Consider the following 12,557-nt stretch of genomic DNA (forward strand, 5'->3'; position numbering starts at 1 on the left):
GTTGAGTCAGAAGCAAGTGTACGCTTTCCATGAAGGGAATGCAGAAATGAAAGCTTTGCTCGGAGGCAAGGGGGCCAATCTAGCGGAAATGGCGAAAGTAGGCCTTCCTGTACCTCCGGGGTTTACGGTCACAACAGACGCATGCAGAATGTTTTTTCAACAAGACCAACAGTTATCTGACGGCGTCTATCGTCAAATTACGGAAGCGATGACGGAGTTGGAGAAAGCGGCCGGACAACGATTCGGAAACGCGGATCATCCGCTGCTCGTATCCGTACGATCGGGCTCGGTCACGTCTATGCCAGGGATGATGGATACGATTTTGAACTTGGGGCTAAACGACGAGACAGTAGAAGGACTCGCTGAATCGACGGGCAATCCTCGCTTCGCTTATGACTGCTATAGAAGGCTAATGCAGATGTTCGGCAGTGTCGTGCTCGGCATCGAGGCGCATCATTTCGAGAAGTTGCTTCGTCGTCTAAAGGAGGAGGAAGGCGTCGAGCAAGATCAGGACGTTTCGGCGGAAGGTTGGCAAAAACTTCTTTCCCTCTATGAGTCGTGTTATGCGAAACATGCAGGCCGATCCTTCCCACAGAACGTACACGAACAGCTTCGTATGGCGGTGGAGGCGGTATTCCGTTCATGGCACAATCCGCGAGCGCAATTTTATCGGAAAATCAATCATATTCCGGACGAACAAGGGACAGCCGTTAACGTACAGAGCATGGTTTTTGGAAATAAGGGCGGAGACTGCGGGACGGGTGTCGTGTTTACGCGAAATCCGTCTACCGGCGAACATGGTTTGTTCGGAGAATATTTGATCAACGCGCAAGGCGAAGATGTGGTGGCCGGTGTTCGCACGCCGCTTCCGATCCAGACGTTACAGGCTGAATTGCCCGCAATATACGAACAGTTGGTCGAGGCAGCGACTCGATTGGAGCATCATTACCGAGATATGCAAGATATCGAGTTCACGGTGGAGAGCGGGAAGTTATACATGCTGCAAACGCGCAGCGGCAAGCGGAACGCACAAGCTGCGCTTAAAATAGCGGTTGATCTGGTGAATGAAAATGTGATCCCGCGAGAGCAAGCCTTGCTGCGCATCGAAGCTGGGCACTTGGATCAGCTTCTGCACCGAGGACTTGACGAGACTGCGGTCACGGACATTATCGCTACTGGGCTACCAGCATCGCCGGGTGCGGCTGTCGGGCAAATTGTGTTTGACGCGGATACAGCCGAACAATGGGCGCGCGAGGGAAAATCCGCCATTCTGGTCAGACCGGAGACGACGCCAGAGGATATTCATGGCGTGCTGGCAGCCGAAGGGGTACTGACGAGCAGAGGCGGGATGACCAGTCATGCCGCTGTTGTAGCCAGAGGAATGGGCAAACCGTGCGTATGCGGTTGTGAGACTGTTCGTATTTCGGTAGAAGAGAAAAGGATGACAGCAGGGGAACGCACGCTGGAAGAAGGAGATTGGATCACGCTGGACGGGGCAACCGGGCGTGTCATTCCAGGCGTTATTCCGCTGCGCGAAGCGGAAATGACGACGGAGCTTCTTCAGATGTTGAAGTGGGCGGACGACATTCGTACTTTGAAGGTGGCGGCGAACGCCGACACCCCGCAAGATGCGCGAACCGCCCGAATGCTAGGGGCAGAAGGGATTGGCCTCTGTCGGACGGAGCATATGTTTCTCTCCCCAACGCGTCTTCCAATCGTGCGGGAGATGATTCTGGCAGAAGATACGGCTGCCCGACTTCAAGCGCTCGAGAAGCTGCTTCCGATGCAGCGTCAAGACTTTGAAGACATTTTCCGGGCGATGGACGGACTTCCGGTGACGATTCGTCTGCTCGATCCGCCGCTGCATGAGTTTCTGCCCAATATAGGGGAACTGCAGATGAAACATCTCGAGATGACCGTTCATCAGGAAGGGACGGAGAAGGAGAGAGCAGCGCTCAAGAAGCTGTTGGCCAAAGTGGGCGCTCTGCATGAGGCGAATCCGATGCTGGGCCAGCGGGGCTGCAGATTAGGGATCGTTTTCCCGGAAATATACGAGATGCAGATTGAAGCGATTTTCCAGGCGGCATTGAAGTGCACAGAGGAAGGCGTCGTTGTCCATCCCGAAATTATGATTCCTCTTGTAGGACACGAGTCGGAGTTAAAGCTGCTGAGGGCTCGCGTCGATGAAGTTGCGGAACGAGTGCTGGGCGAAGAGAGACAGAATCATCATTCTTATAAAGTCGGAACGATGATCGAGGTGCCGAGAGCAGCGCTTACTGCGCGCAAAATCGCGGCTTATGCGGATTTCTTCTCGTTCGGAACGAACGACCTGACCCAGATGACTCTCGGGTATAGCCGAGACGATGCGGAAGGAAAATTTCTGACGTCGTATATCGACCAGAAGCTGCTGCCGCACAATCCGTTCCAGGTGCTGGATACGGAAGGGGTCGGACAATTGATCGAAATGGCCGTGCTGAACGGGAAAATGGCGAAGCCTTCGCTACGGACCAGCATTTGCGGTGAGCATGGCGGGGACAAGTCGTCTATCCAATTCTGCCAGCGTGTCGGCCTGGATTATGTCAGTTGCTCCCCTTATCGCATCCCGCTGGCCAGAATCGCGGCTGCGCAAGCGGCGATCGAGTTACGGGCGGAGTCGGCAGTAGATCAAGCGGAAGCGGTGTAAGTTTGGAATGAAAAAGCGAAGGTATGCCCTGCTTAGGCAAGGCGAAGCCTTCGTTTTTTTGTCGTTATAGTTAATTTTCACGAGCCCGCGCTACCCGTCTGAGGAGTTGCAGTTGCTTTTCAGCAAACTAGCCGACTTTGTTATTTTCCTCGGATTCGAAAAAACCTGCTTCCTGCCGGCGAGGCAGCGTAATCCGAAACACCGTTTCTACGTTTGGCGTACTATTCATCTCTATGCTGCCTTTGTGGGCTTCCACAATGTCTTTGACAATCGCCAAACCGATTCCCAACCCATCCCCTTGTCTCCCGCTATCCGCTCGATAGAAGCGTTCGAAAACATGCGCTTGGTGTTCCTGCGGAATTCCTTTGCCTTTGTCCGTCACGCTGATGCTCACGGATTGTTCGTCCGCTGCCAGTTGAATGCCCAAATAGCGCCCGTCCTTCCCGTATCTGATCGCATTGTCCAACAGATTTCGCAAAGCCCTCTCCATGAGCGGAGCATCGATGTGAAGGTGAATATCCTCGTCCGGCGCATCGACATCCAGATCCACTTGTTCCCCGTCAAGCACCATAATATATTCGATCGCGACTTTACGAACGATTTCGGATAGATTGTGATCTGCCAGGCGAGTAGAGAAGTCGTCCGCATCCTGTCGGGAGATGTCCAGCATCTGATCCAACAGCTTGTCCATATATCTGCAACGTTGAAGAATGATTTTGGCGCGAGCCTGGAGTTCTACTTCATCTTGATAATTTCCGGTACGAATCATTTCCGCACAGGCAAGCATCGTTGTTAGAGGCGTGCGCAGATCGTGCGACAGATTGGATAACAGAAGCTTGCGTTTATTCTCGAACTGTTGGATTTCTGCGAATTGAGACCGGATCCGTTGCGTCATCGCATTGTAATGCTGCGTCAGTTGGCCAAGCTCGTCCTTGGAGGAATCCGTTAACGCCACTACGGGAGAATCGCTCTGGATGTTCAGTTGATTCAGGGCGTGATTGAGCTTGCGGATTCTTTTGTTAATCGAAGAGAATAACCATATGGCCAGTATAAAAGGCAACGAAAACGATAGAACTAGCGGGCCGATCAATGTAAACAACGACGAAAGCTTGCGGATGAGGAAATAGACTTCGCCCTGCTTCATGGCAGAGGCCGGTACGGTGAGGAGCAAGAAATACGATTGTCCGTCTTTTGTTGCCGGCGTGAGAATATGAACATCATCTTCAGTCAGGTAACTTTTGGGCAATTGTTGCATGAGTAGAGCCAAGTCCTTGAAAGATAAGGTTGGATTAAGCCCCGCCGTATCATAAATAGACCGACCTTTATCATCCAGCCACATCCATTGAATGTCTGGATGTTCCGCATGCATGCGATCGAGCTCAGATTTTACGGTATCCACGTCGAATTCAGGCTGTTGCTCAATCGAATCCACGACAGACTGTGCGAGCGGATTAAGCTGGAATAGCGCGTAGCCCTTGTTCGCGGCTTTGCCGATCCATACTGAACTGAAGCCAAACAGAATCATGCTCATAAACGTGCTCACGACAAGCAGCAGCCACAGCTTTGTACGCAACTTCATATGCCAGCCCCCGTTAATCGATATCCGACGCCGCGCACCGTTTGAATTTCCCAGGAAGATTGAGCACGTTCCAGGTATTTGCGCAGCCGGCTCATATATACGCTTAAATTGTTGTCGTCATATCGTTCATGCTGCCACACCTGTTGATAGATTTCGAGTTTCGTCATGACCTGGTCGGGATTTTGCATAAAAAGCTGCATCAGGCCGCACTCCACATGAGTGAGCGGTATTTTCTCGTTGTTGACGAGCAGCGTGTAGTTATCGACATCCAGTTTCATATGGTTTAATCGGATGACCGTAGCGGATTGGGAGGAGACCGGGTAACGTCTGCGTAGAACTGCTCGAATACGGGCCATCAACTCCATCGGGCTGAAAGGTTTGGTCATATAATCGTCGGCTCCAAGACCAAGCGTGTCGATCTTATCTTGTTCCTGTCTTCTTGCGCTGACTACGATCGTTAACGTGTCGAATCTGCGGCTTTTCAAATAGTGCAGCACCTCAAAGCCGTCGCGATCATCCATCATAAGGTCCAGAACGATCACATCTACATGCCCCGATTCCAATCGCTCGATCGCTTGCTGTCCGGACGCGGCTTCGAGTGCATTCATGCCTGCTTGTTCAATATGGGTGCGGATCACTTCGCGAATTTGCGGATCATCGTCCACGACGAGTATATGTTCCATAGTATTGTCGCCACCGCCAAAATGTCAGATTAACTCGATCATAGCATGGTTCATCCGGAATTTGTCTTTATAGAGTCGATGATGTCGAATCTTTTAAGATTTCATTAAGAGTTTCGGAATGCAAGTCTATGCCACGTATTTCACTCGCGCGGTGGTCCGTAAAACATTCCAATAATAGGAATCCAATGATACAATGTGGAGTCAATTGATCTTTTATTAGTGGAGGCCATCGACGGGATGTTCGGGATAGCTGTTTTGCTGGTGCTCGGTTCGGGATTTCTTCATTCGATGTGGAATATGTATACGAAGAAAAGCGTGAACAAAAGTGTATTCCTTTGGTGTTGTCAGCTAATCGCTGTACTTGTGTTTTTGCCATGGACGATGATCGAATGGGACAGTAGTCAATGGAGCGGGAAGCGCTCTTAATCGTCCTTGCATCGATGTTTCTGCACGGATTGTATGTGGTTTTGCTCGCGGCTGTGTATGCTTCTGGGGACTTGTCGCAAGTCTATTACATTATGCGGGGCGTGGGCCCGTTGCTGGTGCCGAAACTCGGAGTGACAGTGCTCCAAGAGAAGCTAACGTTAGCAATCTGCTGATTCTTTCTTAGGAGACGTTTCGTTCCGGTGCAGTACGTAATGAGTTTAGGGTTAATTGGAGGATTATGCTGCTTGGCGGAATTATCGCTCCGGGAGGTTATTTGCTCTTTCTGTACGCCCTGTCTCTCGCTCCAGTTGCACAACTTGCTCCGATGAGAGAGATCGGTACAAGTGGAACCGGTAAATGATCCCCAAACTCCGTGAAGCACTCCATCAATCCGTACCGGATCACAAGCCAATCTACATTGCGGATGCCGCAGCGGTGAATGAGGACAACCTGTGTGCGTTTGATGAACTGCATTTGTCGTTCGTCTCGCGTCTGCCGTCGACATACAACCTGTGTGAAAGCCTGAAGGAAGCGGCCTGGCAGAAACCACAGGCATGCCAGGACATCGGCGTTATCGCCGAGGGTCCGGACGGTTCTTCCAACCGACTGCAAGCGTTTCGTCGCGAGTTGTACGGGCGGATCTATCGGTTCTTGGTTGTTCGCTCGACGGGGCTCGAGGCGCTCAAAGCACGCAAGCTTGAAGATGTGATGACCCGAGAACACGCGAAATGGAGCAAAGCCGCCGAGCAGGCGAGCCGCGCCGTCTACGCCTGCCGCAAGGATGCACAGCGTGCTGCGAAAGCCTTCGAGAAGATGCATCAGGGCGGGCTTCATACCGTGCAAACGGTCATTACCGAAGAAAGCCAGCAAGCCAAACGCGCCGGGCGAGGCCGGCCGTCAAAGGATGCCCCGGAGCCGCCGAGCCAGACGGTCTATCGCTTGCACATCGAGATCGTGGCCCCGAACGAAGAAGCGCTGGCGCACTTTCGTCACCAGGAGTCGGCATTTGTGCTGCTAACGGACATTCGCGACGACCAACGACTGCCTGACGCACAAGTGTAGCAGCTTTACAAGGAGCAGCATGAGGTAGCGGGGCGGTTTCGTTTTTTGAAAAGTCCGTACTTCGTTGGCCCGGTGTTTTTGCATTCGCCGCGTCGGGTCGAGGCGTTCGCGTACGTGATGCTGCTGGCGCTGCTGCTCTATAGCGCGTTTGAGCATGTCATCCGCACGAAGATGAAAGGCCGAGTAGGAACCGCTCATTTTGCCGGGAGATCGCAAAGCTGGAAGCCGACAGGCAGCTCGGTGATGGATATGTTTGACACTGTGTTGACATCGACTGTTGAAATTGGCGGACAGGTGCACCGCGGGATTACGTCACGTCCTTATCCGCAGCGTGATCGGGTGCTTGGATTCTTCTGTTGGGACGCAGGCATCTATACAGAAGCGGCTTCGAATGTGTAGTCCGTTGCGTCAGCATAACGCGAGATCTCCATGTTTAAACATTTAAAGAGACGTGTGCCATTCTGGGTTGCCGTATGACGTACACAAGGCTTGCCGAATTTGGAGTCTGGCTCCTTCCCAATTTTTCAGAAGAAACCTGCGCGAAAATGAGATGTTAAACTAGCCGGCGATCCCACGATGGTTCCCAATTCAAAGCTTCGCTTGTGATACGAGGTCAAGTGCCTCAACCAGTTCAAACATGGTCATTGGGGTTAGTGGGAGAACAGTTTTTGTGACGGGGTAAGAGTCCCCAAAAAGAACCACGTTCTCCCAGCTACCGCCATCATAGAACGACCATAAAAATAGGCCAACCAGAAAGAAATCTTTGGCTGACCTGATAATACGAAAAGTATCGGCCTGCGATCTGTAGTTCCAGCATGAACATTCAGATTCACAGGCCGAGTTCAATTTCATTCGTGGTGGCTGCTATGCCATGGTGCTTTGAGACATCCTTTTTTTGGGGAATACTATTAGAATGTCAAGAATAAAATCAATTATAATTCTCTCAAGAGAATAATCTAATAACAAGGACACCCAGCATTAATGCTTGTTAAGTTTAAAGCTGTATTAACTGCCCATATCGGACTATATAGACCTTTTCCATCAGTATCAATAGCCGATATAACACCTGCAAGCTTAAATGTATAACCACCTTTTTGGTTAACCCAAAAGTAGTCAGTAACAACAACCCCACCACTATCTCCCGGACTTGGAGCAATATTAGTTTTGACAAGGTTTTTGATTTTATAAATCTTACACATCTGAGTACCGCAATTGTTATAATTGACATCTAGATTAGCAGCAGTAATTGTAGTAGTAACGAGAGAACCAGTAGTTGCTCCACGATAATAAACAACATGGCCCACTTGATCATTAACATAAGTCCCATTCATTGGGGTAAGACTGCTTCCATTCCCATTTGTATAAGGAACAGCTGCCCCGCCGCTTACTCCAGAATTTAACTTTATAGTTCCAACATCAGCGGCGATTGCAGGATCAGTAGAGTTATTAGTCGTTCGAAAATTCCAAGCACCTATTAACTGGGAAACTCCGTTTACTATTCCTTGGCCCCAATTTGAAGTAGATCCAGGTGTATCACAATGACCTGCAGTAACTAACAAATTATCAGAAGATTTAGTTCCAAAAAATCCAATGCTACAAGCACTAGAACTAGAGCTACCACCCGCAATCCGAATACCTGAAGGATAAGGTTGTGGATAATATGCATCATCAGCGGTAACCTTAACAGTTCCACTCTTTTCAAATGTAACTATATCAGGATCATTCAAAATTTTATAAACTTTATCTCTATTTTCTGTTGTATCATCAAATAAAGAAACTATAAATTTATTATTAATCACATCTATTCCTACAGATTGAGCAATATTTGTATTAAAGATACTGTCTTCTAACTTTTCTTGAAATTCTTTTAGTTGGTTGAAAGAATATTTTGCACTCTCAAAAACTATGCTTTCTGGATACTTTGCATTCATTTTAATTAATTTCTTTATATTAGCGTCATGAGTAGTTAGCTTGATGTGTAGTTGACCTAGATCTTGACGTGAATAAATTCCACCATAAATATCTTGAAAGTTATCTTCTAAATATTTTTTAATAATTGGCGCTTCATGTTCAATATTCATTCTAGAAATATACAAATCCTCTTCATCTTTCGTTAAGGGAGTGCCAAATGCATTTTCCATACTAGTTTCAATGCTTCGATTCACGATATCATTGATATGTGCACTAGAGGTATCCATTCCGAATGCTTTTCTAAAATTAATGGCATTTTCTAAAATTACTTCCTTACTAAGAGTGACAGTTGGTTCTGCATGGGCAACATTTTGTGTAGAAGAACCAAGATTTGAATTTACACCGGTAGAAATAAAAACTGCAGAAGTAAGGATTAAAATTGATTTTAGAGTTTTTTTCACAATTATTCTCCTTTGAGTCTTTTATAATGAATGCTGGCCAGCAATTCAAGTGATTTTGATCAATTTTTACCAGTGATTTCTTTTTTATGGTATCATAATACCAAATAAACTACAAATCAATGTTTTTTATGGGGGGTAATGGAAATGAATAAAATCTTGATAATTAGTTTATTTTTTGTATTTCTTAGCGCATGTATAAAGAAATTTCCCGAAGAAGACTCATTAATTGCTGAAATTAGTAGCGACAAGAAAATTTACCATGTTGATGATCTTGTAAGAATAAATATATTCTTAAAAAAAAATACCGATTCTGATCTGACGATTAAATATGAAAACTTATCCACACTGTATTATGTTGATCAAAATGGGAAAGTTACTCCAATCAGATTAGTTGGGATAAATGGTGAGCCAGTTGTAAATGCAGGTATTGGAGTAGAATCAACATGGAGCGGTAAAAGTGCTTTTTACGAAATAGATAGTTCTGGAGATCCGATAAAAAACAAACTTACTAAATTTAAGATTCCAGGTGAATATAAAATTTATAGTATTGAAACCTTCAGCTTAATTCAGAATAAAAGAGAAAAAAAGTATAGTATAAAATCGAATGAAATTACAGTATTAATAAAATAACATGACTTATGCACTTCGTTGAAATAACTGAAACTTCCTGAATCCTTCGTCACCGTAACATGCCACCGAATTGTGTCAATGGATCAACCAGGTGTCATTTTCCAGATCAAGAGAATGAAAAAAGGCGGGCGTAGAAGGATCAAACTCCTACGCTCGCCGGTAAATGAGTCATTAGGCCTGCGGATGTTTTCGGAAAATAGAGTCATTCTCTTTCAGGAACGGCCATTCCGGATATTCGATCGGCAGGCGGCTCACTTCTTCCAATCTGGCCAGTTCATCGTCGGTTAATCGAATACCGCTCGCAGAGAGATTATCCTGTAATTGATCCGGACGCTTCGCTCCTACAATAACGCTTGTCACGGCCTGCTGATTCAGCACCCATGCCAGAGCGATCCGCGCAACCGTCGTTTCGCGCACTGCGGCGATGTCTTGCAGCACATCGAGGATCGGGAACGCCTTATCTTTATCGACAGGCGGAAACGATACGGTGGCGTGGCGATCATTGGCGCCGCCCTGATTGTCGCGCGAGTATTTGCCGGATAAGAAACCACCCGATAGCGGACTCCATACGATCAAACCCATGTTCTGATCTTTGAGTACCGGAATGACTTCCCGTTCGATATCGCGGGCTGCGAGCGAATAGTAGGATTGGCTGCTCTTGAAAGCATGGAGCCCGTGCAGTTGAGAAAGGCCACGGGTTTTCATAATGCTCCATCCGTTCATATTGGAGGACCCGATATAACGGATTTTACCGCTTCGTACAAGATCGTCGAGCGCGCGCAGCGTTTCTTCCCAATCCGTTAACTGGTCCGGATTATGGATTTGATACAGGTCGATGTAATCCGTGCCGAGACGTTGCAGACTTTCTTCTACTTGTCGAATAATATGGAGGCGGGATAAACCGAGTTCATTCGGTCCAGGACCCATGCGCGATCTTACTTTAGTTGCAATAATGGCCTGATGGCGTTTTCCTTTTAAGGTTTTGCCGAGAATTTTCTCGGAGTTGCCTTCTGCGTATACGTTGGCGGTGTCGAAGAAGTTCACGCCCGCATCCAATGCCTGATCTACGAGAACGCCTGCCTCTTTCTCGTCGAGCCCGCCGAAAGCGCCCCAGTTGTCGCTTTTGCCAAATGTCATCGTCCCCAGACCGATTTCGGAAACAAGTACCCCAGTGTTGCCTAACAGATTGTATTTCATATTCTTTTCTCCCTCCAGATTTTGGTTTATATTTAGGGAGACGGCAGCTTAAAGAAAAAGACGCAAAATGACGCGATATTTTTTTTGAAAGATTGGAATCCGCAATTGGAAGGGGAACGATGCATTGGAGTTTGCTCAGCTTTGGGAACAATACTTCGATGAAATTAGACGATTTGTTTATCGTAAGACGAATTCCCATCCGGACGCCGACGATATCGTACAAACCGTATTTATGAAAGCTTACAATCACCAGTCGGATCTAAACGACGAGGACAAGAAGCGCGCCTGGTTATACCAGATTGCCCGCAATAGCATCACGGATCATTTTCGCAAAACGAAACGGACTGAAGAGTTAACGGAATTTATACCGGACGATCAGGAGCCTGAGGAAGTCAATTACTCTGAAGAGGCGCTCGAAGGATTGAAGTCGGTCATCACACAATTGCCGGGGAAATATCGGGAAGCGATTGAGCTTTCGGAATTGACCGGAATGTCCCAGAAGGAGCTGGGCGAGCATTTAGACATCTCCTATTCAGGTGCGAAGTCCAGAGTGCAGCGGGGCAGAGAGATGATTAAGGAAATCATGACGACTTGCTGCCAGATCGAAGCCGACAGTTACGGGAACATTGTGGACTATCAGGTTATTGGAGAGGAAGCGGTGTGTACAAAAGGTAACAAAAAAGCGACTTCCGGACGTACGTCCAATCTATAATCGCCCAAAAACACGCCAGTTGGCGTGTTTTTTAATGTAGCGCATATTATTGCTGCAATCTGTCGCGAACAAGCTCATATACGTCATGGCCGTCTTCGAAAATGTCCGTCAATGCGTAGAAGGTGTGGATCATGCCGGGATAACGTTTGAGCACGACATCGACTCCGGCAGCTTGCAGTTTGTCGGCATACCGCTCGCCTTCGTCGCGAAGCGGGTCGTATTCGGCGGTCACGATCAGCGCGGGAGCAATGCCGTCTACTTGGCCGTGGATCGGGGAGGCGAGTGGGTTCGCTCTCTCCGCGTCGTCGTTCAAATAGTAACCGGCGCAAGCTTCGAGCAACGCGGTTTCAAGGTAATAGCCAGCGCCGTACGTCTGTTTCGATTCGTAATCCGTCGACCAGTCCGTTAGCGGATTCAGCAAAATCTGATGCGCGATCGCAGAGGCACCATTCTTCCGAGCTTGTTGCGCGACGACCGTCGCCAGCGTAGCGCCGACGCTTTCTCCGGCGACGGAGATCCGCTCTGGGTCTATGCCGATTTCGGCTGCATGGTCGAATACCCATTGCGTCGCATAGATAGCCTCATCGACCGGCACCGGAAATTTATGCTCAGGCGCCAGCCGGTAATCGACGGAGATGACCGCATGTCCCGTCGTCACCGCGAGTTTGCCGCTCATCGGATCGTAATGTTCCATCCGGTTGAACAGAAATCCGCCGCCGTGGAAGAAAACGATTGCCGGTAACGTCAGATTTGCGGTTGGCCGGTACATTCTTACCGCGAGCTTGCCGTGCGGACCGTCAAGCTCGAAGTCGACCATCCCTGCTAAGGGGGCATCGTCCGAAATCATGTTGGCGACGACGACTTGACGGATTTGTTCGGGAGTCATTGTATGCAGGGCGGGAAACTCGGAAATATCAGCGAGAAATTTTTGCGTTGATTCGGGCATTGTCATTTGAAATTCCTTCTCTCGTATAGGTTTGGAGTGTCTATCGCTTCCGTGATTTCAAGATAAACCATCTTCCGAACGATTGTAAGAAGGCACTTTAAAGTGGCTTGCACACTTGAAAGTACATTTTTGGACATACCAGAAAGTATAAAATTACCGCTAGGTGTCGTGCGGAATTTGACCGAATAGATGGGGAAGATGCTGTCGTCAAGGCGATTGACGGCTTCGTTGACAGTACGAACGAGGTGGTTTCCGAGGATATCCTCT

11 protein-coding genes are annotated in these 12,557 nt (G+C 48.3%); 6 read left to right on the forward strand and 5 right to left on the reverse strand.

Annotated features, from left to right (window positions below; translation table 11 throughout):
• The first annotated feature begins 1 nt into the window (after position 1).
• The gene (ppdK, locus tag ACFPOF_RS19115) at positions 2 to 2,683 is read left to right on the forward strand and encodes a pyruvate, phosphate dikinase (protein WP_378135521.1); all 2,682 of its coding nucleotides are present in this window, start codon (positions 2 to 4) and stop codon (positions 2,681 to 2,683) included.
• A gap of 127 nt (positions 2,684 to 2,810) precedes the next feature.
• Here ppdK and ACFPOF_RS19120 read toward each other — a convergent pair whose 3' ends face one another.
• Together ACFPOF_RS19120 and ACFPOF_RS19125 are read right to left on the reverse strand one after the other, a co-directional pair.
• Positions 2,811 to 4,262: a sensor histidine kinase gene (locus ACFPOF_RS19120; protein ID WP_378135523.1), complete on the reverse strand. Its 1,452-nt coding sequence runs from the start codon at positions 4,260 to 4,262 to the stop codon at positions 2,811 to 2,813.
• The gene (locus ACFPOF_RS19125) at positions 4,259 to 4,945 is read right to left on the reverse strand and encodes a response regulator transcription factor (protein ID WP_378135524.1); all 687 of its coding nucleotides are present in this window, start codon (positions 4,943 to 4,945) and stop codon (positions 4,259 to 4,261) included. Before ACFPOF_RS19125 ends, ACFPOF_RS19120 begins: the two co-directional genes overlap by 4 nt.
• Positions 4,946 to 5,349: 404 nt before the next feature.
• Here ACFPOF_RS19125 and ACFPOF_RS19130 point away from each other — a divergent pair, with 404 nt between their 5' ends.
• From ACFPOF_RS19130 to ACFPOF_RS19140, 3 genes are all read left to right on the forward strand, one after another.
• Positions 5,350 to 5,544 (forward strand): hypothetical protein, encoded by a 195-nt coding sequence (locus ACFPOF_RS19130; protein ID WP_378135525.1) that lies wholly within the window; start codon positions 5,350 to 5,352, stop codon positions 5,542 to 5,544.
• A 184-nt stretch (positions 5,545 to 5,728) separates the two neighbouring features.
• The gene (locus ACFPOF_RS19135) at positions 5,729 to 6,433 is read left to right on the forward strand and encodes a hypothetical protein (RefSeq protein ID WP_378135526.1); all 705 of its coding nucleotides are present in this window, start codon (positions 5,729 to 5,731) and stop codon (positions 6,431 to 6,433) included.
• A gap of 45 nt (positions 6,434 to 6,478) precedes the next feature.
• Positions 6,479 to 6,832 carry a hypothetical protein gene (locus tag ACFPOF_RS19140; protein WP_378135528.1) on the forward strand — a complete coding sequence of 118 codons (354 nt, stop codon included), beginning with the start codon at positions 6,479 to 6,481 and terminating at the stop codon, positions 6,830 to 6,832.
• A gap of 557 nt (positions 6,833 to 7,389) precedes the next feature.
• Here the strand turns inward: ACFPOF_RS19140 and ACFPOF_RS19145 are convergent.
• Positions 7,390 to 8,805 (reverse strand): chymotrypsin family serine protease, encoded by a 1,416-nt coding sequence (locus ACFPOF_RS19145; RefSeq protein WP_378135529.1) that lies wholly within the window; start codon positions 8,803 to 8,805, stop codon positions 7,390 to 7,392.
• A gap of 144 nt (positions 8,806 to 8,949) precedes the next feature.
• On the opposite strand from ACFPOF_RS19145, the gene ACFPOF_RS19150 reads away from it, so the two are divergent.
• Positions 8,950 to 9,435: a hypothetical protein gene (locus ACFPOF_RS19150; RefSeq protein ID WP_378135531.1), complete on the forward strand. Its 486-nt coding sequence runs from the start codon at positions 8,950 to 8,952 to the stop codon at positions 9,433 to 9,435.
• Between the two features lie 171 nt (positions 9,436 to 9,606).
• Here ACFPOF_RS19150 and ACFPOF_RS19155 read toward each other — a convergent pair whose 3' ends face one another.
• Positions 9,607 to 10,632 carry an aldo/keto reductase gene (locus ACFPOF_RS19155; RefSeq protein WP_378135533.1) on the reverse strand — a complete coding sequence of 342 codons (1,026 nt, stop codon included), beginning with the start codon at positions 10,630 to 10,632 and terminating at the stop codon, positions 9,607 to 9,609.
• Positions 10,633 to 10,756: 124 nt separating this feature from the next.
• On the opposite strand from ACFPOF_RS19155, the gene sigZ reads away from it, so the two are divergent.
• On the forward strand, positions 10,757 to 11,344 hold the full coding sequence (gene sigZ / locus ACFPOF_RS19160; RefSeq protein ID WP_378135535.1) for an RNA polymerase sigma factor SigZ: 588 nt from the start codon (positions 10,757 to 10,759) through the stop codon (positions 11,342 to 11,344).
• A 46-nt stretch (positions 11,345 to 11,390) separates the two neighbouring features.
• Here the strand turns inward: sigZ and ACFPOF_RS19165 are convergent, their stop codons facing one another.
• Positions 11,391 to 12,296 (reverse strand): alpha/beta hydrolase, encoded by a 906-nt coding sequence (locus ACFPOF_RS19165; RefSeq protein WP_378135537.1) that lies wholly within the window; start codon positions 12,294 to 12,296, stop codon positions 11,391 to 11,393.
• Positions 12,297 to 12,557 lie beyond the last annotated feature (261 nt).

The organism is Cohnella soli (genome assembly GCF_042655525.1).
In the GTDB taxonomy this organism is placed as follows: domain Bacteria; phylum Bacillota; class Bacilli; order Paenibacillales; family Paenibacillaceae; genus Cohnella; species Cohnella soli.

Coding starts and splice junctions, on each gene's coding strand:
- ACFPOF_RS19120 (WP_378135523.1), bottom strand. CDS start 4,262: ATGAAGTTGCGTACAAAGCTGTGGCTGCTGCTTGTCGTGAGCACGTTT.
- ACFPOF_RS19125 (WP_378135524.1), bottom strand. CDS start 4,945: ATGGAACATATACTCGTCGTGGACGATGATCCGCAAATTCGCGAAGTG.
- ACFPOF_RS19130 (WP_378135525.1), top strand. CDS start 5,350: ATGGAGCGGGAAGCGCTCTTAATCGTCCTTGCATCGATGTTTCTGCAC.
- ACFPOF_RS19135 (WP_378135526.1), top strand. CDS start 5,729: ATGATCCCCAAACTCCGTGAAGCACTCCATCAATCCGTACCGGATCAC.
- ACFPOF_RS19150 (WP_378135531.1), top strand. CDS start 8,950: ATGAATAAAATCTTGATAATTAGTTTATTTTTTGTATTTCTTAGCGCA.
- ACFPOF_RS19155 (WP_378135533.1), bottom strand. CDS start 10,632: ATGAAATACAATCTGTTAGGCAACACTGGGGTACTTGTTTCCGAAATC.
- ACFPOF_RS19165 (WP_378135537.1), bottom strand. CDS start 12,296: ATGACAATGCCCGAATCAACGCAAAAATTTCTCGCTGATATTTCCGAG.